The 20101-nt window shown below is 65.9% G+C and carries 21 protein-coding genes and 3 tRNA genes; 8 read left to right on the forward strand and 16 right to left on the reverse strand.

What is annotated here, in order from left to right:
• Positions 1-398: 398 nt before the first annotated feature.
• The 5 genes from HBNXHr_RS11570 to HBNXHr_RS11590 all read right to left on the reverse strand — a co-directional run bounded on the left by HBNXHr_RS11570 (position 399) and on the right by HBNXHr_RS11590 (position 4040).
• A tRNA-Ile gene (locus tag HBNXHr_RS11570) sits at positions 399-472 on the reverse strand.
• 80 nt (positions 473-552) lie between these two features.
• On the reverse strand, positions 553-1134 hold the full coding sequence (locus HBNXHr_RS11575; protein ID WP_275882244.1) for an FxsA family protein: 582 nt from the start codon (positions 1132-1134) through the stop codon (positions 553-555).
• A gap of 57 nt (positions 1135-1191) precedes the next feature.
• A complete protein-coding gene (gene mptA, locus HBNXHr_RS11580) occupies positions 1192-2190 on the reverse strand; it encodes a GTP cyclohydrolase MptA (protein WP_275882245.1) in 999 nt (332 codons plus the stop codon).
• Positions 2191-2293: 103 nt separating this feature from the next.
• Complete coding sequence (locus HBNXHr_RS11585) at positions 2294-3310, reverse strand: NAD(P)-dependent alcohol dehydrogenase (protein WP_275737365.1); 1017 nt, start codon at positions 3308-3310, stop codon at positions 2294-2296.
• Positions 3311-3359: 49 nt separating this feature from the next.
• Entirely contained in the window at positions 3360-4040 is a 681-nt protein-coding gene (locus tag HBNXHr_RS11590) for a class I SAM-dependent methyltransferase (RefSeq protein WP_275882246.1), read from the reverse strand.
• Between the two features lie 138 nt (positions 4041-4178).
• On the opposite strand from HBNXHr_RS11590, the gene HBNXHr_RS11595 reads away from it, so the two are divergent.
• Both HBNXHr_RS11595 and HBNXHr_RS11600 read left to right on the forward strand, forming a co-directional pair.
• A complete protein-coding gene (locus HBNXHr_RS11595; protein ID WP_275882247.1) occupies positions 4179-5234 on the forward strand; it encodes an ATP-binding cassette domain-containing protein in 1056 nt (351 codons plus the stop codon).
• Positions 5231-6001 carry an ABC transporter permease gene (locus HBNXHr_RS11600; protein WP_275882248.1) on the forward strand — a complete coding sequence of 257 codons (771 nt, stop codon included), beginning with the start codon at positions 5231-5233 and terminating at the stop codon, positions 5999-6001. The genes HBNXHr_RS11595 and HBNXHr_RS11600 overlap by 4 nt, the downstream gene beginning before the upstream one ends.
• Here the strand turns inward: HBNXHr_RS11600 and HBNXHr_RS11605 are convergent.
• The 3 genes from HBNXHr_RS11605 to larB form a co-directional block, all read right to left on the reverse strand.
• Positions 5993-6265 carry a GIY-YIG nuclease family protein gene (locus HBNXHr_RS11605; RefSeq protein WP_275737369.1) on the reverse strand — a complete coding sequence of 91 codons (273 nt, stop codon included), beginning with the start codon at positions 6263-6265 and terminating at the stop codon, positions 5993-5995. The genes HBNXHr_RS11600 and HBNXHr_RS11605 overlap by 9 nt on opposite strands.
• A 12-nt stretch (positions 6266-6277) precedes the next feature.
• The gene (locus HBNXHr_RS11610; protein WP_275737370.1) at positions 6278-6427 is read right to left on the reverse strand and encodes a hypothetical protein; all 150 of its coding nucleotides are present in this window, start codon (positions 6425-6427) and stop codon (positions 6278-6280) included.
• Positions 6428-6493: 66 nt separating this feature from the next.
• A complete protein-coding gene (gene larB, locus HBNXHr_RS11615) occupies positions 6494-7267 on the reverse strand; it encodes a nickel pincer cofactor biosynthesis protein LarB (RefSeq protein WP_275882249.1) in 774 nt (257 codons plus the stop codon).
• Positions 7268-7447: 180 nt separating this feature from the next.
• Here larB and HBNXHr_RS11620 point away from each other — a divergent pair, with 180 nt between their 5' ends.
• Positions 7448-7615: a DNA-binding protein gene (locus HBNXHr_RS11620; RefSeq protein WP_008528199.1), complete on the forward strand. Its 168-nt coding sequence runs from the start codon at positions 7448-7450 to the stop codon at positions 7613-7615.
• A 110-nt stretch (positions 7616-7725) separates the two neighbouring features.
• Positions 7726-9030, forward strand: a complete 1305-nt coding sequence (gene glmM / locus HBNXHr_RS11625; protein WP_275882250.1) for a phosphoglucosamine mutase — start codon at positions 7726-7728, stop codon at positions 9028-9030.
• A gap of 308 nt (positions 9031-9338) precedes the next feature.
• On the opposite strand, the gene HBNXHr_RS11630 is transcribed toward glmM, so the two are convergent.
• The 3 genes from HBNXHr_RS11630 to HBNXHr_RS11640 all read right to left on the reverse strand — a co-directional run bounded on the left by HBNXHr_RS11630 (position 9339) and on the right by HBNXHr_RS11640 (position 10935).
• Positions 9339-9917 (reverse strand): hypothetical protein, encoded by a 579-nt coding sequence (locus HBNXHr_RS11630; RefSeq protein WP_275882251.1) that lies wholly within the window; start codon positions 9915-9917, stop codon positions 9339-9341.
• A 51-nt stretch (positions 9918-9968) separates the two neighbouring features.
• A complete protein-coding gene (locus HBNXHr_RS11635) occupies positions 9969-10391 on the reverse strand; it encodes a DUF2391 domain-containing protein (RefSeq protein WP_275882252.1) in 423 nt (140 codons plus the stop codon).
• 471 nt (positions 10392-10862) lie between these two features.
• Positions 10863-10935 (reverse strand) — tRNA-Asn (locus HBNXHr_RS11640).
• A gap of 114 nt (positions 10936-11049) precedes the next feature.
• Between HBNXHr_RS11640 and cca the strand changes: the two genes are divergently transcribed.
• A complete protein-coding gene (gene cca / locus HBNXHr_RS11645; protein ID WP_275882253.1) occupies positions 11050-12402 on the forward strand; it encodes a CCA tRNA nucleotidyltransferase in 1353 nt (450 codons plus the stop codon).
• Here the strand turns inward: cca and HBNXHr_RS11650 are convergent.
• The 4 genes from HBNXHr_RS11650 to HBNXHr_RS11665 all read right to left on the reverse strand — a co-directional run bounded on the left by HBNXHr_RS11650 (position 12381) and on the right by HBNXHr_RS11665 (position 16274).
• Positions 12381-13391: a histone deacetylase gene (locus HBNXHr_RS11650; protein WP_275882254.1), complete on the reverse strand. Its 1011-nt coding sequence runs from the start codon at positions 13389-13391 to the stop codon at positions 12381-12383. The two genes, cca and HBNXHr_RS11650, sit on opposite strands and share 22 nt — an antisense overlap.
• Positions 13388-13828 (reverse strand): histone, encoded by a 441-nt coding sequence (locus HBNXHr_RS11655; protein ID WP_275737377.1) that lies wholly within the window; start codon positions 13826-13828, stop codon positions 13388-13390. Before HBNXHr_RS11655 ends, HBNXHr_RS11650 begins: the two co-directional genes overlap by 4 nt.
• Positions 13829-13882: 54 nt before the next feature.
• Positions 13883-15355 (reverse strand): single-stranded DNA binding protein, encoded by a 1473-nt coding sequence (locus tag HBNXHr_RS11660; protein WP_275882255.1) that lies wholly within the window; start codon positions 15353-15355, stop codon positions 13883-13885.
• Between the two features lie 193 nt (positions 15356-15548).
• Complete coding sequence (locus HBNXHr_RS11665; RefSeq protein WP_275882256.1) at positions 15549-16274, reverse strand: hypothetical protein; 726 nt, start codon at positions 16272-16274, stop codon at positions 15549-15551.
• 123 nt (positions 16275-16397) lie between these two features.
• Between HBNXHr_RS11665 and HBNXHr_RS11670 the strand changes: the two genes are divergently transcribed.
• A tRNA-Arg gene (locus tag HBNXHr_RS11670) sits at positions 16398-16470 on the forward strand.
• 417 nt (positions 16471-16887) lie between these two features.
• Positions 16888-17838, forward strand: a complete 951-nt coding sequence (locus HBNXHr_RS11675; RefSeq protein ID WP_275882257.1) for a glycoside hydrolase family 16 protein — start codon at positions 16888-16890, stop codon at positions 17836-17838.
• Positions 17839-17984: 146 nt separating this feature from the next.
• Here HBNXHr_RS11675 and glyA read toward each other — a convergent pair whose 3' ends face one another.
• On the reverse strand, positions 17985-19229 hold the full coding sequence (gene glyA, locus HBNXHr_RS11680) for a serine hydroxymethyltransferase (RefSeq protein ID WP_275882258.1): 1245 nt from the start codon (positions 19227-19229) through the stop codon (positions 17985-17987).
• Between the two features lie 122 nt (positions 19230-19351).
• Here glyA and HBNXHr_RS11685 point away from each other — a divergent pair, with 122 nt between their 5' ends.
• On the forward strand, positions 19352-20074 hold the full coding sequence (locus HBNXHr_RS11685; RefSeq protein ID WP_275882259.1) for a DUF6293 family protein: 723 nt from the start codon (positions 19352-19354) through the stop codon (positions 20072-20074).
• Positions 20075-20101: the final 27 nt, after the last annotated feature.

The following is a 20101-nucleotide window of genomic DNA, read 5'->3' on the forward strand; positions in this document are numbered from 1 at the left end:
GAGCACATCGCGAAACACGCACTCCTTGGATATCGAACGTCCGCCGAGCGAAGCGAGGCGGTTCACTGCGACGGAGCGAAGCGACCGAGCAGGTGTTTTTGGTCCAGATTTTTGCGAGTCGAGCGGGACCGGAGGTCCCGCTGACCATGCGAACGGACGCTTCGCGTCCGTGAGCAGAAGGGGTTCCCGCAACGAGCCATCGGCTCGTGAGGAAACCCTCCGAAGTAAAAAGGTGGTATAGTGGGCCAAACCGGATTTGAACCGGAGCAAGACGTTCCGGGGACGCTCACTCCGTTCACGTCCCGGGCTGCGACTTGCAGGGTTCAAATCCGCTCGGATCAACGAGTTCGCGCTCACAGGCTCGTCGCTACGCTCCTCGCATTGTTCGCGCAGAATAGTGGGCCAAACCGGATTTGAACCGGTAGCCTCCCGGTTATCAGCCGAGCGCTCAACCTGATTGAGCTATTGGCCCAGGTGAGCGCATCAAGGCGTACCGGAGGGCTACCATTAAGCGTTTCTTTTCGCTCCCGTCGTCACCCTCGTGGCTGGCGATCACTCGGTGCGATCGTCCCCGTCCTCAACGTCGTCGAGGTCCTGGGCCTCACCGATGTCGCGGACCCCATCGTCCGTCGCGCCGCCGATACCCCCGATCCCGCCGGGCCCACCGAATCCACCGGGACCGCTGGAATCACCGCCGACAGGGCCGTCCCCGTCGTCGTTCGGAAAGCCACCGACGTAGACCGAGCCGGTGGCGAACCCGCCGGTCTTCTTTTCGAGGTAGGGCGTGACGACCCACTTCTTCAGTGCGAGGCGGACTGGATATCTGGTCGGCGGGATCACGAGGACGAAGCCGATCACGTCGGTCACCAGCCCGGGAGTCAACAGCAGCGCGCCGGCGATCAACAGGAGCGCGCCGTCGAGCAACTCGTCGGTCGGTGCCTCCCCCTGGAGGACCTTCCGCTGGATCTTCGCGATCGTGTGGCGGCCCTCCGCACGGACGAGCAACATGCCGATCAGTCCCGTCAGCACCACGAGCAACACTGTCGGGACGGCACCCAGCTCACCGGCAACCACGACTAGCATCACCATGTCGACGAGAGGTATCAACAGCAGGAGCGCGATGATCCGGAGCATGCCGCCCCCTACCGGGCGGGGCCTCAAAACCCTTTTCGAGCGAGTGCGACTGCCGGATTACCGGTCGCCGGAGCCGTTCGTCCGCCGGTCGACGCTGCCGGTCTCCGGATCGGGATTCCCACCGCTTGCGTCACCGTTGACCTCGTCGATGAGATCGGCGAAGCGGGCGACGCGCTCGGCGTGAGCGTTGTGCTGGTGGATCGACTCGTCGTTGGACTGCTCCATCCGAATGACAGCATCCGCGGGCAAGCCGGGGAACGTCTCGACGACGCCCTCGGCCAGCGACCGGACGCAGTCCTCGACAAACTTGGCGTCGCTGTGGGCCTCGTAGGTCATGTGATCCTCGTCGGGTCGCTTCGCGAGGTTGTAGATGTGGGCGCTCATCGCATCGCGGGCGACCTCGATGACGTCCCGAAGGTCAAGATCGGGTGCGCCGTCACTTTCGATGGTGAGCGTGGCGTGGCCGCGCTGGGAGTGGCCGGCCTGGGGGACTTCATCGAGGAATGTGTCGATAGTCTCTCGATCGACGTCGAGGTCGTTCAGCGTCTGGCGGGCGCGTGACTCACTCATTCCCTGTGAACAGGGACAGACCGTCATGCCGGTGACACGCGCGCCGAGTTCCTCCCGAGTCCCCTCGTCGGTCGCGGTCGCGGAGGCGATGATGTCGGCAGTGCTCTGGGTCGGGCGGTCGCTTTCGGGCGTGCGCTCGCGGGTGACGTACTCGGCCTCCATGCGCACCTCGGCGCGGTCGGTGTAGTCGTGTTTCCCGAGGAGGCGCTCGGCGGCGTCACCACAGACGTCCTCGACGCGATAGCCGGTGTTGTCGACGGCGGCTTCGAGCGTCTCGTCGATGACCTCCATGTTGCGACTCATGTCCGCCCCTTTCCGCCAGGTGGGGAGGTCGACGAAGACGTCGAACGTCGCCATCAGGACGATCGGTCGTCGGTCCTCGCGGTCGATCTCGACGAGTTTCTCGACACCGGTGACGCCGACGCGGTTGAGTCCGACGGCGACCTCCGGACTGTTCGCCTGCACGTCCGGGAGTTGCTTGCTCATTCGGGTCGTCGTAGGGCTGAATCCCGGTTAGGGCTTTCGAAAGGGGTGGTGCTGGCCGCACTCCAAACGTACCGAAAACCGCGAGACTGAAGTCGGAAATCACTCACTCGAGGTCGACGACGACTTTCCCCTGATGGTCACCACGATCGACGTACCGATAGGCATCCCGGACCGCGTCGAACGCGAATACCCGATCGATAACGGGGTCCATCTCGGCCGTCTCCATGGCGGCGAGCATGCGGTCGAACATCGCGCGACTTCCCACGCCAGTGACACCCTCGACGTCGACGGCTTTCCCCAGGATCGGCCCCGGGTGGACCAGTCCGTCCTGCCCGGCGAGGACGCCGATGAGATGGACGTGCCCGCCGAAACCGACGGCCACCAGGGACTGTTCGAGCGTGCCCGGGCCGCCGACCTCGACGACGTGGTCGACGCCGCCGGTTGCCTCGGCGACGGCTTCGCCCCATTCGGGGGTCGACTCGTAGTTGATCGTCACGTCGGCACCGAGGTCGCGGGCCCGGTCGAGTTTCGCGTCGCTGGAGGAGGTGACGACGGTGCGTGCGCCGTGCATCGTCGCGAACTGGAGCGCGAACGTCGAGACGCCGCCGGTTCCCAGCGCGAGGACCGTCTCGTCGGCACTGAGCCCGCCATCCTCGATCAGCGCTCGCCACGCCGTCAGCCCCGCACACGAGAGTGCGGCACCGCCCGTATACGAGAGGTACTCCGGGAGGCGCGGCAGGCTCTCGGCGGGGAACGTGGCGTACTCGGCGAGGGCCCCGTCGACGTTCCCACCCGTCGTCCGCCGGGTCTTCTCGGGAGTCGCGGGGCCGTCGATCCAGTCGGGGGCAAACGGCGTCGCGACGCGATCACCTTCCGAGAGGCGCTCGACCCCCTCGCCGACCGCGACGACCTCACCGGCCCCGTCGGAGAACGGGACGACCGGGAGACTCGCGCCGGGATACGCGAGGTCGGCGTTGGCGATCGCCAGATCGCGGTAGTTCAGCGACGCCGCGTGGATCCGGACGAGCGCCTCATCGGCGGCCGGGGTCGGCCGGTCGCGATCGACCTGCACGACACCCTCGTAGTCGGTATCGGGTTCAGTGACTTCGTAGGCTCGCATCGGTCTCCGGAAGAAGGGGCGGTTCGTACTTGAGTCCTGTGCCGGGGATTCAGGGGACGACGCCGACGGTCAGCAGCGTGCCGTGCTCGCGGAAGTGCTCGACCATCGCCTCGCGGGTCTTCCAGTCCTCGGTCGGAAACTCCGCGGCGGGCGGGATCTCGACCTCCTCGTCGGGGATCGCCTCCTGTTCGGCGACGTGAAACCCGGCCTCACGGAACGCCTCGCGGTACTCAGCCCGCGACCACCGGGTCATGGCGACGTCGACGTACTCGTCCCATTCGGCGGTGTGGGGGTTGTCCGCGACGTAGTCGACCGCACAGTAGAAGGTCCCGCCCGGGCGCAGGACGCGCCGGAGTTCCCGAAGCGCTTCGACGGGATCGGGGGCGTAGTAGATGGCCTCCATCGAGAAGGCGTGATCGACGCTGTCGGTCCCAAAGGGGAGATGTTGAAAGTCACCCACCAGGAACCCGACGGCCGCGTCGTCGGTGTACTCGCGGGCGTTGGTCGCCATTTGAGGCGAGCGGTCGAGCCCGTAGGCGCGCCCGGCCCCGCCGGCCGCCCGGAGCGCGCGGGCGGCGTAGCCGCTGCCACAGCCGAGATCGAGCACCACGTCGCCGTCCTCGACCGGCATCCGACCGAGCGCGTGTTTGGCCGTGTGCCAGTGTCGTTGTTCCATCCCACGATCCTTCCCTGCCTCGGCCCACTCATCGAAGGCGTCGCCGACGCTCATACGCACACTCGAAGCGCGATCGGCAAAACCCGTTCGTCTCGCGTCCTGATCGGGACCGGGACGTGTGGCCTTTCCCGGCCGTCCGTCGATGGGTATTTGGTGATTGAACGTTTACTCAACGGCGGACACACGACCCATATGGACACCATTCAGGTCCAGGATTTACGCAAGGAGTTCGAGTCGGTCACGGCCGTCGACGGCGTGTCCTTCGCCGTCGAGGACGGCGAGGTGTTCGGGCTACTCGGCCCCAACGGGGCAGGCAAGACCACGCTCATCAACATGCTGGTGACGTTGCTGGCCCCGACCGGCGGCACGGCGACAGTCGCCGGACACGACATCCACACTGAGCGAAACGCCGTCCGGGATAACCTCGGGATCGTCTTTCAGGAGCCGGCGCTCGACGAGGAGCTAACCGGCGCGGAGAACCTGGCATTTCACGGCCGACTCTACGGGATGGACGCCGCGACGCGTCGCAAGCGGATCGACGAGGTGCTTGGCCTGGTCGGCCTCGACGCGGAGCGCGACGACCCGGTCGGGACCTACTCGGGAGGCATGAAGCGCCGGCTCGAAATCGGCCGCGGACTGCTCCACCGACCGACGGTCCTGTTTCTCGACGAGCCGACCGTCGGGCTCGACGCCCGGACGCGCCGGGACACCTGGGAGTACATTCAGAGACTCAACGAGGAATCGGGCGTCTCGATCGTGATGACGACGCACTACATCGAAGAGGCCGAGAACCTGTGTGATCGCGTCGCCATCGTCGACGACGGCGAGATCGTGGCGATCGACACGCCGGGGACACTCAAGGACGATCTCGGCGGTGACGTCGTGACGATGGACGTCACCGGGCCGGTCGACCAGCTTCTGGGCGAGCTCGGCACCCGCGAGTGGGTCGAAGACGCGACCCGGTCCGACGACAGCGTCCGCGTCGTCCTCGAACGTGGCGAGACTCGAATCGCCGACCTCGTCCGGATCGCCGACGACGCCGGGGTCACGATCGACGCGATCGAACACCACGAGACGAGCCTGGAGGCGGTCTTCCTTGCGCTCACCGGGAACACCATCGCGGACGCCGAGGGCAACACCACCCAGGGCGCGGATCCCACACTCGGGGACGGGGCCGATGGGCAACGGGTGACCGACCCCGCCGACATGCCCAACCAAGAACCAGTGCGGACGGAGAGTGACCGATGAACCGCATCGACCCGCGGAGCATCTACGCGCTGTGGCTGCGGGATGTCAAGCGCTTTCTCCGGACGCCCTCGCGGATCATCGGCTCGATCGCGCTGCCGCTGCTGTTTTTGCTGTTCCTGGGCACGGGCTTTAGCGGCGCGGCGATTCCCGGCCTTCCCGAAGACGTCGACTATCTTCAGTTCCTCGTCCCGGGGATGGTCGGCTTTACGATGCTGTTCGGGGCCTCCTTCGCCGGGATGTCGATCCTCTCGGATCAGGAGGTCGGCTTTTTGAAGGAGATCCTCGTCGCGCCGGTGAGCCGGACGTCGATCGTTCTCGGGCGGACCGCCGGCGGGTCGACCACCGCGCTCGTCCAGGCGGTTCTCATCCTCGTGCTCGCGATCCCGCTGGGCTTCCGGCCAGTCAGCCTGCTCTCGTTGCCGCTGGCCGCCGCCTTTCTCGTCGGGATCGCAATCACGTTCGTCGGCTTCGGCATCGCGCTGGCCTCCCAGTTCAGCGACACCGAGGGGTTCGGACTCATCGTCAACTTCGTGATCTTCCCGCTGTTTTTCCTCTCGGGTGCGATGTTCCCGATCGACAGCCTCCCCGAGGTGATCCAGCCGCTGGCGTACCTCAACCCGCTGACCTACGGCGTCGACGGCCTCCGGGCGGTGCTGGTGGGGACCGCCGCGCGATCCGTCGCGATCGACGCCGGTGCCCTCCTCGTCTCTTCGGTCGTGATGGTGCAACTCGGCGCGGCGCTGTTCGAACGCGTCGAGTCAGTCTGAGTCGTGCGCGGTGTCGACGAGTGTCTCCTTGTCAGTACGCGACAGTTGCTTGATCTCGTATTCGCGTGACATCGCGGCCGATTTCGAGTCGAACCCCTCCAGATGGACGAGTTCGACCGGCGTTCGGCCACGAGTGTACTTCGCCCCCTCGCCGTCGTTGTGTTCGGCGACACGGCGCTCCGGGTCGGTCGTGTACCCCGTATAAAAGCTTCCGTCCGCACACGAAAGGACGTAGACGTAGTGGTCGGGGTCGGATCGCGTCATCCGTCGACGCCCTCACAGTTCTGGCGCGCGTTCCCTGGCAGTCTCGGCGATGCCGGCCGTCGATGAACACGCGGGACAGGCGCGCAATCGGCCGTCCGCGTCCGCGAACACCCGTTCGAACTGATCGGAGACGTGTGCGCCACAGTGATCGCACTCGGGCATGGGTGACTGTCGGGGGTGGTGACCGACGTGGTATGTAAGTCATCCACAAGCATGAACAGTGGGGTCTCAGGCGCGCTTGCCGCGAGCGGCGTCGAGTTGGCGGGCTATCAGGCCGGCCTGGGCACCGGCGGTGAAGCCGGCGTCGACGTTGACGGTCGTGAGTGCGGTACAGGACTGCAACATGCCGAGGGCGGCCGCCTCGCCGTCGCCACCCTGGCCGTACCCCGTCGAGACCGGGAGCCCGATCACTGGCACATCGACCAGGCCGGCGACGACGGTTGGCAGTGCGCCCTCCCGGCCGGCGGCGACGATGATCACGTCGTGGGCCCGGATGTCATCGAGGCGATCGAGCAGGCGGGCGATGCCGGCGACGCCGACGTCGTCGATCCGGCCGACGCGGGCACCCATCTCGCCGACGATGGCGGCCGCCTCGCCGGCCGGGATCGCGTCGGAGGTCCCGGCGGTAACGATCCCGACATCGGCGTCGAGTCGCGGCGGCTCGAAGTCGGGGCTATGGCCGACCACCACGTTCGAGCGCTCGCGCCAGCGGATCGTCGTGCCGGGGTGGTCCGCCGCCAGTCGACGGCGGATCGCCGCGACTTGTTCCCCCGTGACGCGGGTGGCGATGACGCGGCCGGTCGTCTCGACGGCCGTCGCCGCGAGGGCGGCGACCTCGGCGGGCGTCTTGCCGTCGCCGAGGATCGCTTCCGGAACGCCACCGCGGACCTCGCGTGCCGCGTCGAAGCGACCGCCGTCGTTGCTGGCATACCCGCGAAGTTCGGCTTCGGCCGCCTCGACGCTGATATCGCCGTCTTCGAGGGCTTCGAGGATCTCTCGCATGCGACACATTCCGGGGCCAGGGTACTCTTAGGCATCGATTCCGTGTGCGGATCGCACACTCGACTGTCCCACACGGAGTCCTCCTTTGACCTTCCAAGCGGGTCTCAAACCCGTCTAACCGTCCCGAGAGCGGGTAGAATTGGGAACGCTTATAAATGATCCTGTGGAACACAACCCTGTATGGCAGACCTAATCGTCAAAGCCGCCGTCAAGGAAGAGCTCGATGACATGAACGTTGCCTCGGACTTCTACGCTGCCCTCGACGACGAGGTCGAGGAGCTGCTCGCCGACGCAGCGCGACGTGCCGAGGAGAACGACCGCAAGACCGTCCAGCCGCGCGACCTGTAAGGTCGTCGCATTCGCGGTTTTCGTTTTCCGTGCCGAATGTCGGTAGTAGTCGCTGATGTCCGACGAGTACTGACGGACTCTTTTAGTGGCCACCCGACGATAAGTGTGACATGTTCGGAACGAGCGGTATCCGCGGGCCAGTCGGCGAGGACGTGACAGCCGAGCTGGCGCTTTCGGTGGGGCGAGCACTCGGTATCGACGCCGACCGCGTCGTCGTCGGTCGGGATCCACGTGAGAGCGGCGAGTTGCTGCTGGACGCAGTAACGGCCGGATTGCGTGAATCAGGCACCGACGTGATCGACCTCGGCGTGGCGGCGACGCCGACCGTCGCGCGCGCCGTTCGTGGCGAGGATGGCGACGCCGGCGTCGTGATCACGGCCAGCCACAACCCGCCAGCGGACAACGGCATCAAGCTCTGGCAGCCGACGACCCAGGCGTTCGATACGGCTCGACAGAATACTATCGCCGACCGGATCGAGTCCGAGGCGTTCGATCTCGTCGCGTGGGACGATCTGGGAACGCGACATCGACGAGACGGCGCGGACGCCCACGTCGAGGCGATCCTCGACGCTGTCTCCGTCACCTCGCCGCCGGACGCCGTCGTCGATCTCGGCAACGGTGCCGGCGCGGTCAGCGTCGAGGCCCTCACCCAGATGGGGTGTGACGTCGAGACGCTCAACGCCCAGCCGGACGGGGCCTTCCCCGGCCGACCCAGCGAACCGACAGCCGAGAACTGTGAGTCCCTGACGGCGCTGGCTCGCGAGACTGGGCGACTCGGGATCGCCCACGACGGTGACGCCGATCGGCTGCGCGCCGTCACCGAAGACGGCGAGTTCCTCAGCGGGGATACCCTGCTGGCGATTCTGGCGCGCGACGCGGCTGCCCCCGGCGAGACGGTCGCCGCCCCGGTCAACACCAGCCTGGCCGTCGACGATTACCTCGCGGCCGACGACATCGACGTCGTTCGCACACGGGTCGGCGACGTCTCCGTGGCCGAGCGGGCCAGTGAACCCGGCGTCGCGTTCGGCGGCGAACCCAGCGGCGCGTGGATCTGGCCCGCCCAGGCACTGTGTCCCGATGGCCCGCTCGCGGCCGCAAAACTGGTCGAGCTCGCGGCCGAGCGCCCGCTCGCCGATCGCGTTGACGACATCGAGGCGTACCCAATTCACCGGGACAGCGTCTCAGTGACGGAAAAAGGCAGAGTGATGGACCGCGTCCGGGAACGCGTCCACGACGACTACGACGACGTCACCACGCTTGATGGCGTCCGTGTGGATCTGGGGGACGCGTGGTTCCTGCTCAGAGCGAGTGGGACACAGCCCCTCATCCGTATCACGGCCGAAGCGCGTGACCCGGAGCGCGCCAGCAGTGTCTTCGAAGAGGCGCGGGAGATCGTCACCCGAACCCAGGGATGAGGGCACTGGGGGGACAGCGGGAACGCGGAACACGGACAGGAGGGCTTATCCGCGCCGGGTCGACCGCGCCTCCCGCACGTCGGCTCCGTCACGGATCTTGTCCTCGCACTGCGGACAGACCCGGGGCTGATCAACTCCGTTCGGCGTAAAAACGCGTGCGTATGCGGCGGTTACGAACGCACCGCAGTTCTGGCAATGCGGCATACGACTTGTTGTTTCTCACTCGTTCCCTTAACTGTTGGTGGTGTGATAGAAGTTACCAACCCTCACGATTTATCGTACTTTTCGGCCGTTCTTACCGGCTCTGCTCAAAACGAGGCCGTCATCGATCCATCAGTCTCCAGTTCGATGACGCCGTCGAACAGCGACCGGAACCGGTCGAGGCGATCTTCGTCGTGGACGCCGCGTGCGAGGTGGAACAACCCGACCGCGTCGTGCTCCCCGAGCAGTTCAAGCAATCGGTCGATAGCTGCCTCAGTCTGCTGTTCGTCAGCGTAGTACAGCATCTCTGTCAGGGAGTCGACACTGATGCGTCGCTTGCCGTCGTGATTCGACAGAAACTCCCGTGTCTCCGCGACGATCCCGTCGAAGTCATCGGGCGCAGAGACGTATCGGACGTCGTCGCTCCGGCGGCGCGTGTACCCGCGCTCGACCGAAAGCGCGTCGAGGATCGTCGCCGTCGACTCGTCGACCTCGTAGTGTTCGATCTTCTGGGACACCTCGCGGGCAGTGGTCCGCGTCGAAACGACCAGGAAGTGATCGGTGTCGGTCGAGAGGAAATCAGTGTCGACGCGGTCGGTTTCTCCAGTGCTCGGGTGAATCAACAGAATGCCCGTCCCGCCCGGGACGGTCTCCGGCGCGCCGTCGATCGCCAGGGTGTAGTCCATCTCTGGCCGTTCTGGGGGCGGGGATCGCCTTAAGGATGCTGTTCCCCGCGATTAGAACACGCTGTCGGCAGTCGCCGCCCCGACGACGCTGAAGATCGCGCCGACGCTGACCACCCGGAGTGTGATCTCGAATTGTTCGAGCAGAGACTCCCCTTGAAGGAACGACGCGGGCGCGTTAAGCAGGATCGCCAGCAGCGCCACCGAACCGAAAGCCACTGAGATAAGCGAGAGAAACCGAAGCGGCAGCCCGGCGACCTCCGCTTCCGAATCCGGGTCGCGGTCGTCGTCGGCCTGATAGAGCGCACCATAGCCAATCACGGCGACGAGGACGGCCGTCGCCAGGGCGTGGACCCGCGTCATTCCCCGGGCCAACGTCCAGACCTCCTCGGTCACGACGAACGGCCCCGCCAACAGGAACCCACCCACGATCTGCTGGGCTGTGTCTGCCAGTTTGTATCGCGGCGGTCCGACCATAGCTACGTGCACACGCCGTCCCGAGTTGAATCCGTCGCTCTCCGGAAGCCTGCCGCCAGGACTCGAACCGATGCAAGACGTTCCGGGTCACTCGCTGACGCTCGCTTCCCGGGCTGCGACTTCCGTGTTCGACCCTGGGGTACGCCGTCCTTGACGATAGCTATCGCTCGGCGATGAAACGCCTCGCAGAATCGTCAAGAGACGCCGTCCCGAGAACTGCGCAGCAGTTCTCGTGGGCCGGAAAATCGCTTCGCGATTTTACGCCGCCGTCAGAGCAAGCTCTGACGTGCCGTGAATTTCACAGAAATTCACGCCGCCGCCAGGACTCGAACCGATGCAAGACGGTCTTGCTCGTTCGCTGCGCTCACTGCGCGAGCTGCGACTTCCGTATTCGAGTCCTGGATGATCTCGTATTCACCGGCGACGATGCTCGGAGCAGACGCTCCTCGCGAGTTGTCGCCGGTAGAAGTACGCCGCCGCCAGGACTCGAACCTGGGACAACCACGTTAACAGCGTGGTGCTCTACCATCTGAGCTACGGCGGCAGACACTCCAGGGTAATCGGAGTTATTTGATAGGGCTTTCGCTTTCGTCCGGTCGCCGGGTGGCGGTCGCGACGCATCGATACGCTTTCCCGTTCCTGCCGGTACGGTTTCTGTATGTCTGAGGAGCTTACGGGCGTTCTCCAGGCGGTTCGACAGCGCGTCGAACCGACCGACGCCGAGCGGGAACGCCTCGACCGGGCGGCAACGGAGGTGATCGACCGGGCCGAAGCGGCGCTCGAGGAGCAAGGCATCGACGGCGACGTCATGCTCGTCGGCTCCACCGCCCGAAACACCTGGATCGCCGGCGACCGCGACGTCGACGTCTTCGTCCGATTCCCACCCGACACTGAGCGCCAACGGCTCGAATCGGTCGGCCTCGACATCGGCCACGCAGTCCTCCCTGACGGCCACGAGGAATACGCCGAACACCCCTACGTCGTCGGGGAAGTCGACGGCTACGACGTCGATCTGGTCCCCTGCTACGACGTCGAGGATGCGACCGCGATCCAGTCAGCCGTGGATCGCACGCCGTTTCACACCGAATATCTCCGGACCCGCCTCGACGACGACCTCGCCGACGATGTCCGGCTCTGTAAAGCCTTCCTCAAGGGAATCGGCGTCTACGGGAGCGACCTCCGAACCCAGGGGTTCTCGGGCTATTTGACCGAACTGCTGGTGCTGGAACACGACGGCTTCCGATCGCTGATCGAGGCCGCGGCCGAATGGCACCCACCCGTCCGCTTCGATCCGGAAGATCACGGTACCGCCACGTTCGACGACGAACTCGTGGTCATCGACCCGACTGATCCCGAGCGCAACGTCGCCGCGGCGCTGTCGACGGCGAACCTCGCCCGCTTTCAGCACTACGCCCGGGAGCTACTCGCCGAGCCACGTGGGTCACTGTTCGACCCATCCGAACCGGAACCGCTCGATCCGGTAGCAGTCCGGGCAGCCTTCGACGAGCGCGGGACCACACCCGTCGCACTCACGTTCGAAACGCCGGCTCTCGTCGAGGACGATCTCTACCCCCAACTCGAGAAGTCACTCGATGGGGTCGGCGGACTGCTCGATCGTCACGGCTTCGACGTGTTGCGATCGGCTGCCTTCGCCGACGAACGGGCCGTGCTCCTGTTTGAACTCGAAGTCGCCCAGCGACCGGCGATCGAGCGCCACGTCGGCCCACCGGTCCACGTTCGCGAGCACGCCGATGGCTTCTACGAGAAATACGCCGACACGGACGTCTACGGACCGTTCGTGAGCGACGATCGCTACGTCGTCGAGCGCGAGCGGGCCTACCGGACCGCGGCCGAGTTACTCGAAAGCGACGCGCTGTTCGATGTCGCACTCGGGACGGATGTCGAGAGTGCTCTCAAGACGGACCATACGGTGCTGATTGGGCCAGCCGTCGGCACACTCGCCGAGACTTTCGGGCGGGAACTCGCCGGCTATCTCGACCCGAAGCCCTGATACACCAGCGAGTCGAGGACGTTCTGTCCCCCGTCGGTCGGCACTGCCTCGATCGACTCAGCCTCCGCACCATTGAGGACCTCGTGAATCTCCCGAACGCCGGCCGAGAGCGTTTCGAGCCCGTAGCCGCCTTCGAGAACGAACGCCAGGCCAGCGCCGATGCGATCGGCGAGGTCGCGAAGTCGCCCGGCGAGAGCGCCGAATCCGACAGTCGAGACCAGCATCCGGGAGATCGGATCGTTCTCGTGGGCGTCGAAGCCGGCACTGGCAATGAGAAGGTCGGGATCGAACCCCTCGAACTCGGGAGCGACGACCTCGTCGTGGACGGCGAGGTAGTCGGCGTCGCCACACCCTGAGGGGAACGGGACGTTGAGCGTCCGGCCGCGCCCGGCGTCGGCCCCGGTTTCGCCAACGTCGCCCGTACCGGGATACAGTCCCTCCTCGTGGAACGATGCGTAGTAGACATCGCTGCGATCGTAGAAGATGTCCTGGGTCCCGTTGCCGTGGTGGACATCCCAGTCGAGGATTGCCACGCGGTCGACGTCCTCGCGGTTCAGAGCGTGCTCGGCCGCGACGGCGGCATTGTTCAGAAAACAGAAGCCCATCGCATCGTCTTCGACCGCGTGATGGCCCGGCGGCCGACCGAGCGAAAACGGAGTTTGGGCCCCATCGGCACCGTCCACTGCCTCGTCTGCAGCCCATGCGGCCAGCGTGGCGCTCGCCACCGCCGCGTCCCAGGTCGCCTCGACGGCGACGGTGTCGGCGTCCCAGTTGCCGCCACCGTTGGCACAGAACTGACGGACGTTTTCGAGATACTCGTGGTCGTGAACAGCCCAGACGGCGTCGCGAGGAATGTCAGTTGCCGGAACGTATTCGACGTTGTCCGAATCAGCGAGGGTCCGTTTGATCGCGCGCAGTCGGTCGGGACTCTCCGGATGCCGACTGCCGGTGTCGTGTTCGAGGCAGATTTCGCGGTAACCAAACTTCATTCAACGTAGTGTGTCAGTTGGGCGTAGAGTTCAACGTCCTCCGCCTTAATCGTTCGGCGGCCGGCGTGCTCGGCGAGCAGCGCCGCCGCGGCCGCGACATCGTCGGCCTCGCGCTCCAGGATCGAGGCCAGCGCGATACGTGCATCCATCGCGACCCGATACCGGTCATCGATATCGAGGCGTGCGATGCGGTCGACCGGCGCGATCGGCAGTTCGAGTGCGTCCTTCTCCGGGACACCCTCGACGCCGAAATCGGTCGCCATCAGCGTCTTCCGTCCGTCGGCGTTGGCCGCCGCGGCGGCGTCGACGGACAGCGCCGCCCCCCGCGACTGGATGCGGCGGGTGAGGGCTTCGGTCGCTTCGGCGCTCACCCGCAGTCCGCCGGCGTTTCGCCGGATGATCGAATCGATAGGGGCAAACGGTAGCTCGACGCTCATACGCCACAAGCGGGCGGTTTCCGTCTTAAGCGTTTCCTCACGCCGCCGACGGATCTAGAACAGTTCCTCGGCGTCGATCTCGCCATCGCGTCGTTGTCCCCGAATCGTAACTTCCTCGCCGAGCCGGACTGACTCGCCGGTGTCGACGGTGACGGTCTCCTCGCCATCGTCGAGGATCACCGGATCGCCCGTCTGGACGACGGTCCCCGTGAACTCGACTGCTTCGGCGTCCCCGCCGGCATCACCCGTCGCATCTTCGTCCGCTGGTTTGCGCTCGCCTGCCTCGTCATCCGCTGTCTTCCCGCCAGCCCCGTCATCGGCGAACGCCGAGAGCCCGGTCGACGCGCTCGCGTCCTGGCCATTGCTGTCGCCCGCAGTGCCTGCATCGTCCGCGTCGGGCGTCGTCGCCATCGACGCGCCGTCTTCGAGGACGACGACCGTCGAGCCCCATCCGGCCGAGGCCTCGAGGTCGTCCTGCCAGCCGTCCTGAATATCCACATCGGCACAGACGACCTCGTCGCCCGGTGCGAGGTCGCGGTCGGCCTTCTCGCCCCACAGCGCCACCCGGATGTCGCCGGTGTCGTCCTGGATCCGGATGTTCTTGACCTGCCCCTCCGAGCCGTCGTCCCGATCGAACGTCCGTGTTGGATCGGTCGAGCGGACGACGCCGCCGATGTCGACCGTCTCCTCCAGCTCGACGGCGTCGATCGGCGTCGTCTCCGGGGCGTACTCGATATCGGCGTCGTCGAGTTCGTCGATCGCCCCCTCCTCGCCGACGTGAACCTCCAGATCGCCCTCGCGTTCCCGGACGTAGCCGTCGACGACCTCGACGGTCGCGCCGGCGTCGATCTCCGTCACGCGGTCGGCGCGCTCGTCCCACAGCGTTACCCGGACGCGGCCGGTCTCGTCGCCGATCGAGAGATTCGCGACCCGTCCCTCCGAGCCGTCGTCGCGGTCGAACGTCCGCACCGGTTCGGTGTCGAGGACGACCCCCTCGACGGTGACGTTGGATTGCCCCATCGTGAGCGCATCGATGGTCTCGCCGTCACCGGGTTCGACGTCGATCGTCGCGTCGAGATCCTGTTCGGCCTGATCGACGCTGACCTCCAGGCCGTTGTAGCCCTCCTGCGGGCGACCCTTCACCCGGAGGACGTCGCCGACTTCGACTTCCCCCTCGTCGACGGCGACAGCTTCCCCATCCCAGAACGTCAGTCGGAGGCTGTCGGTCTCGTCGGCCGCCTCGACGTTGATCACGCGGCCGTCCTCGTCGTCGCCATCACGCTCGAAGGTCCGCAACTCGCCGATCGAGAGCACCTTTGCCAGAAACCGGACCTCCTCCATGCCGGCCTGGACATCGGCGACCGTCTGGGCCTCGTTCTCGGTGAGTTCGTGGGCGATCAGCATCGCGGCCGTCTCCTCGTCGGCCAGTCCCCCCATCTGTTCGACCTTCTCCTCGACGGCTTCCCTGAAGTCCTCCTCGGAGACGTCGGCGTCGAGATCCGCGTATACGTCCTCTATCGCGCCCATCTGTCTACCGAGGCCAGGGTTGCGCTCCGTTTAAGCGTTGTCGTCGACAGTTCGACCCACCGCATTCGGGTGGTTCACTCGCGAAATGGTGAACGGACATGATCGACGCTGGTCGCCCTCTCTGTTAAAAAGGTACGGTGAACCCACCGTCCGGACGGGTGTGGAGCCCCACCCTTTCGACGGGCGTGAAGCCTCACTCCTCGGGTGGCGCCGCACTCGAAGAGCCGTAGGCGGCACTCATACCGAAGCGGTCGCCGTGACTGATCGCAACCTCGGATGGAATGTCGTCCTCGAAGGAAAAGGTCGCCTCGTAGGGGATGTCCACGAGACACTGGCCGCCGACCCCGCCGTCCTCGCACTCCTCGCGGTCGACAGCGTCGACGGACACAGCGAGTCGTTCAGCGTCGGTGTCGTGGGAGACATCACCCAGCTGGGCGCGCTTACAGAGGTCGCTCCCGCGGCGGATCCCCTTGACGACGATCCGACCCTCGTCGGGCTGGAATTCGACGTCGGCGTCGTCCTCGCCCTGGCCACATTTGGGTGCGTGTGAGGTGAACTGGAAGGTGACGCCGTTCATCTCGCCGCCCGCGGTCCAGGCCTGTTCGGCCGATCCGGAATCGGGCGTCGAAATCTCGTCCTCGTCGGGTGTCGACGTCGGGGACTCCCCGTTCGATCCAGTTGTCTCGTCTCCCTCCTCCGGCGTCGCGGTGGGGTCGTCGCCGGATTCGCCACCCTGGTCGTCGGTGGTGTTCGCGGGCGAATCAGTGGGCGAGGGAGTCCCGTCGGGATCTTCGCTCGGTTCGTCGGTCGGCGAATCGGTGTCGTCAGGGTTGTCGGTGCTCGCACCGCCGAGACAACCGGCGAGGAGACCGATCGCACCGGTCGATGCGCCGATCTGGAGGAATCTGCGTCGGTTCATGTTCGTATGGAGGGACGAATGGGAAAAGGGCCTTCCGTAGGGTCAAACGAACGTTTGTTCCGTCCGGCGGATGGGTCGGTGAATCGTAACCCCTTTATTTGCAACCGCGGTAGAGAGAGTCGAGTCCGGGTAGGGTAGTGGACTATCCTCTTGGCTTGCGGAGCCAGGGACCGGAGTTCAAATCTCCGTCCGGACGTTCACTCTTCGCGAGTGCTTCGCATTGCTCAGCACTCGCTCTGTGGTTCACGCCCGGACGTGCCCCACGCTCGCTTCGCTCGCGTGGGACTCCGTCCGGACGCTACATTTTCGCGGACCAAGATCGCGAGCGACTCCTATGTCGCTCGCCTCAGTCCGCGTTATGCGTCAATGACGGAGATTTGAGCAGGGAAGTCACAGCCCGGGAAGCGAGCGTCGGGAGCGACCCGGAACGTCTTCACGAGTTCAAATCTCCGGTCGAACTCCGTTCGACCGTGCTCAGCGCTCATTTCATTCGCGCTGAACTCCGTCCGGACACGTTGGTTCCCGGGTTTATTTCTAAAACGGCGTGGAAGATCATGAACGCACAATGGGTGAGCACTCAGCGTCGTCGGATTCGGACGGTGGAGACAGCCGGGTGAGAACCGCACGGGAGCGACCTCGGCGAGCAGTCGATCGGCGGACGGTCCTCGGGGCGATGGGGAGTGCAATCAGCGTGGGTGCGGCCGGCTGCAGCATGCTCGACGGGGGATCATCCCCGACTGACGCTACCGAGTCCGCGACGCCGACTGACGGGAGTGATGCCCCGACGTCGCCCGAAGCCGCGAGTGCGGAACCGAATGGAGATTCCTGGGATCTGTCATGGAGCGACGAGTTCGACGGCGAGGAGATCGACGAGGCGGTCTGGAGCTTCGAGACGGGGAACGGACACCCGGACGTGCCGGGCTGGGGCAACGAGGAGCCACAGTATTACCAGCGCGAGAACGCGTGGGTCGAGGACGACCATCTCGTCATCGAGGCCAGGGAGGAACACGTCGAAGACGACTACGGCGAGTACGACTACACGTCCAGCCGTTTGCACACACAGGGCACTGTGGCAACGAAGTACGGCCGCGTCGACATCCGGGCACGGCTTCCACGCGGCCAGGGCATCTGGCCACGAATCTGGATGGTGGGGTCGGACGTTGCCTTCGCAGGCTGGCCCGATTGTGGCGAGATAGACATCCTGGAATTCCGCGGTGACGAACCCGAAACCGTTCGCGGGTTCGCCCAGGGTCCCGGCTACACGGGTGCCGACCGTCTCAGGGACAGCTACACCGTCGAGGAGGGGGCGTTAACCGACTCCACCCACGTGTTCTCGATCCGCTGGCAGTCCGACCGGATCGAGTGGTACGTCGACGAAACCCAGTATCACACGGTGAGTCGCGAGACGGTCGAAGACGCCGGCCACGAGTGGGTCTTCGACACCCCCATGTACTTCGTCCTCGCCTTCGCCTGTGGCGGCGACCCGGCGAGCTATCCCGACGAGACCACACCGTTTCCACAGCGGCTGGAGGTCGATTACGTCCGCCACTACGAACGGGTGTGACGACACGGCGACCGTGTCGAGGCGGCGCGCCGTCGCTACGGGTCGAGTCGGTTCCGATACAGCGCTAGCCGGAGGGCAATGCCACCTCGTGCAACTCCCGGATGCGATCGGCGTCGGCAGGGCGACACCGGCGGATCTCCAGTTCTTCAGGCATAGATGGGATGGGCTTCGGCGAGATCGGCCACAGTTTCGCGCGCTCGCTCGCGGACGCCCTCGTCGTCGGGCGCGTCACAGACGTCGGCGATGGCGTCCGCGAGTCGGCGGGTCGCCGCGGCGTCGAACCCGCGTGTCGTGATCGCCGGCGTGCCGATCCGGATGCCACTGGTGACCGTCGAGGATCGCTCCTCGCCGGGGACCGTCGACTTGTTCAGGACGAGACCGACGTCCTCCAGCGCGGTCTCGGCCACCGCACCGGTCAGCTCCGGATGGGTCTCCCGGAAGTCCACCAAGGCGAAGTGGACGTCAGTGCCGCCCGAGACGAGATCGAACCCACGGTCAGCGAGGCGGGCAGCGAGGGCACGAGCGTTCTCGATGGTTTGGGCGGCGTCGGCATCGAATTCGGGTTCGAGCGCCTCGCCAAACCCGGCGGCCTTCCCGGCGATATTGTGCATCAGCGGGCCACCTTGCGTGCCGGGCATGACGGCCTGATCGATCGCGTCGGCGTACGCCTCGCCACAGAGGATCATCCCGCCGCGGCCGGCCCGGATGGTCTTGTGGGTCGAACCGGTGACCACGTCGGCAACGCCGACTGGGGTGGGGTGTTCGCCCGCCGCGACGAGCCCGGTGATGTGCGCGATGTCGGCAACGTGGACGGCGTCGACCGCCTCGGCGATGGCTTGCATGGCATCGAAGTCGACCTGGCGAGGATAGGCCGAATAGCCAGAGACCAGCAGGTCCGGATCGACGGCCTCGGCACGCTCGCGGACGCGCTCGTGATCAAGGCGGCCCGTTTCCACGTCGACGCCGTAGTGGGCGACGTCGTAGACGTCATCGACCATGGTGTAGGGCTGGCCGTGGCTGAGGTGGCCGCCGTGGGAGAGCGAAAGCGAGAGGATCGCATCGCCGGGTTCGAGCAGCGCCTGGTAGGTTGCCAGATTCGCGCTGGTGCCGGAGTGGGGCTGGACGTTTGCGTGTTCGGCGTCGAAAAGGGCTCTGGCGCGGTCGATCGCCAGTTGCTCCACTTCGTCGGCGTACGCACAGCCCGCGTAGTAGCGGTCTCCGGGCGAGCCTTCGGCGTATTTGTTCGTCAGCACCGACCCCTGGGCGGCCAGAACGGCGTCGCTCGCGTAATTCTCGCTGGCGATCAGCGAGAGCGTTTCCCGCTGGCGGTCGCGCTCGCCCGCCAGCGCCGCGGTCAACTCTTCGTCGACGGGAGTCAGGTCCGTCACCATACGACTGGCTGCCCGTCGTACGGGGTTAAGCTCTTGGCAGTAATGCCGTTACAGACGTCACGATCATTACTGTGTCGTCATTATGTCACAGTCGTTAAGGGCGCACGGGGAGGAACACGAACATGGACGTTCCCGAGCGCGTGCACCTGATGCCAGTGGGGTACGAAAACGACCGGATCGCCCTGCCGGCCGAGCGACTGCGAGCCGATCGCGTCGTGCTCCTGCAATACGCCGACGAGACTGACCATCCCTCCTACGCCGACGTCGTTCGCGACCGCCTCGACGCGGCGGGGATCACCCACGAGACAGTCGCCTGTGACATCTTCGACCTCTACGATTCGATCGGGACCGTCGCCCGCCTTGCCAGCGAGTTCGAGGAAAGCGACGTCTACGTCAACCTCGCGTCCGGTTCGAAGGTGACGGCGATCGGCGGGATGATCGCCTGCATGGCCACCGGGGCCACGCCGTACTACGTCCGGGCGGAGCACTACGCCGCCGAGACCGACGGCGATGTCGCGGAGGGGGTCGCCGAGATCGCGGAACTCCCGACCTATCCGATGGACAGCCCCGACCGCCAGCAGGTGGCCGTCATGGCTTTCCTCGACAGCGACGGCCCGGCCGCCAAACGCGACCTCATCGCCTTCGGCGAGGCTGAAGGCCTGCCGTTCGTCGAGGGCGGTGCCGACTCCCGAAAGGGCCAGTACCGACGGCTGGACGCCCGGATTCTCGACCCGCTCGAAGCGCGCGGATACGTCGACAGCGAACAGGCTGGCCGGACGACACGCGTCTCGCTGACCGACCGCGGCAGCGACACGCTTCGGGCGTTCCGCTATCTGATCGAATGAGCGATACGGACAGTCTGTCGGAGGGCC

The organism is Halorhabdus sp. BNX81 (genome assembly GCF_029229925.1).
GTDB lineage: Archaea > Halobacteriota > Halobacteria > Halobacteriales > Haloarculaceae > Halorhabdus.

Bases quoted from the DNA above. Each gene is read 5' to 3' on its own strand.
- HBNXHr_RS11575 (WP_275882244.1), bottom strand. From the start codon at position 1,134: ATGCTCCGGATCATCGCGCTCCTGCTGTTGATACCTCTCGTCGACATG.
- mptA (WP_275882245.1), bottom strand. From the start codon at position 2,190: ATGAGCAAGCAACTCCCGGACGTGCAGGCGAACAGTCCGGAGGTCGCC.
- HBNXHr_RS11585 (WP_275737365.1), bottom strand. From the start codon at position 3,310: ATGCGAGCCTACGAAGTCACTGAACCCGATACCGACTACGAGGGTGTC.
- HBNXHr_RS11590 (WP_275882246.1), bottom strand. From the start codon at position 4,040: ATGAGCGTCGGCGACGCCTTCGATGAGTGGGCCGAGGCAGGGAAGGAT.
- HBNXHr_RS11595 (WP_275882247.1), top strand. From the start codon at position 4,179: ATGGACACCATTCAGGTCCAGGATTTACGCAAGGAGTTCGAGTCGGTC.
- HBNXHr_RS11600 (WP_275882248.1), top strand. From the start codon at position 5,231: ATGAACCGCATCGACCCGCGGAGCATCTACGCGCTGTGGCTGCGGGAT.
- HBNXHr_RS11605 (WP_275737369.1), bottom strand. From the start codon at position 6,265: ATGACGCGATCCGACCCCGACCACTACGTCTACGTCCTTTCGTGTGCG.
- HBNXHr_RS11610 (WP_275737370.1), bottom strand. From the start codon at position 6,427: ATGCCCGAGTGCGATCACTGTGGCGCACACGTCTCCGATCAGTTCGAA.
- larB (WP_275882249.1), bottom strand. From the start codon at position 7,267: ATGCGAGAGATCCTCGAAGCCCTCGAAGACGGCGATATCAGCGTCGAG.
- HBNXHr_RS11620 (WP_008528199.1), top strand. From the start codon at position 7,448: ATGGCAGACCTAATCGTCAAAGCCGCCGTCAAGGAAGAGCTCGATGAC.
- glmM (WP_275882250.1), top strand. From the start codon at position 7,726: ATGTTCGGAACGAGCGGTATCCGCGGGCCAGTCGGCGAGGACGTGACA.
- HBNXHr_RS11630 (WP_275882251.1), bottom strand. From the start codon at position 9,917: ATGGACTACACCCTGGCGATCGACGGCGCGCCGGAGACCGTCCCGGGC.
- HBNXHr_RS11635 (WP_275882252.1), bottom strand. From the start codon at position 10,391: ATGGTCGGACCGCCGCGATACAAACTGGCAGACACAGCCCAGCAGATC.
- cca (WP_275882253.1), top strand. From the start codon at position 11,050: ATGTCTGAGGAGCTTACGGGCGTTCTCCAGGCGGTTCGACAGCGCGTC.
- HBNXHr_RS11650 (WP_275882254.1), bottom strand. From the start codon at position 13,391: ATGAAGTTTGGTTACCGCGAAATCTGCCTCGAACACGACACCGGCAGT.
- HBNXHr_RS11655 (WP_275737377.1), bottom strand. From the start codon at position 13,828: ATGAGCGTCGAGCTACCGTTTGCCCCTATCGATTCGATCATCCGGCGA.
- HBNXHr_RS11660 (WP_275882255.1), bottom strand. From the start codon at position 15,355: ATGGGCGCGATAGAGGACGTATACGCGGATCTCGACGCCGACGTCTCC.
- HBNXHr_RS11665 (WP_275882256.1), bottom strand. From the start codon at position 16,274: ATGAACCGACGCAGATTCCTCCAGATCGGCGCATCGACCGGTGCGATC.
- glyA (WP_275882258.1), bottom strand. From the start codon at position 19,229: ATGGTGACGGACCTGACTCCCGTCGACGAAGAGTTGACCGCGGCGCTG.
- HBNXHr_RS11685 (WP_275882259.1), top strand. From the start codon at position 19,352: ATGGACGTTCCCGAGCGCGTGCACCTGATGCCAGTGGGGTACGAAAAC.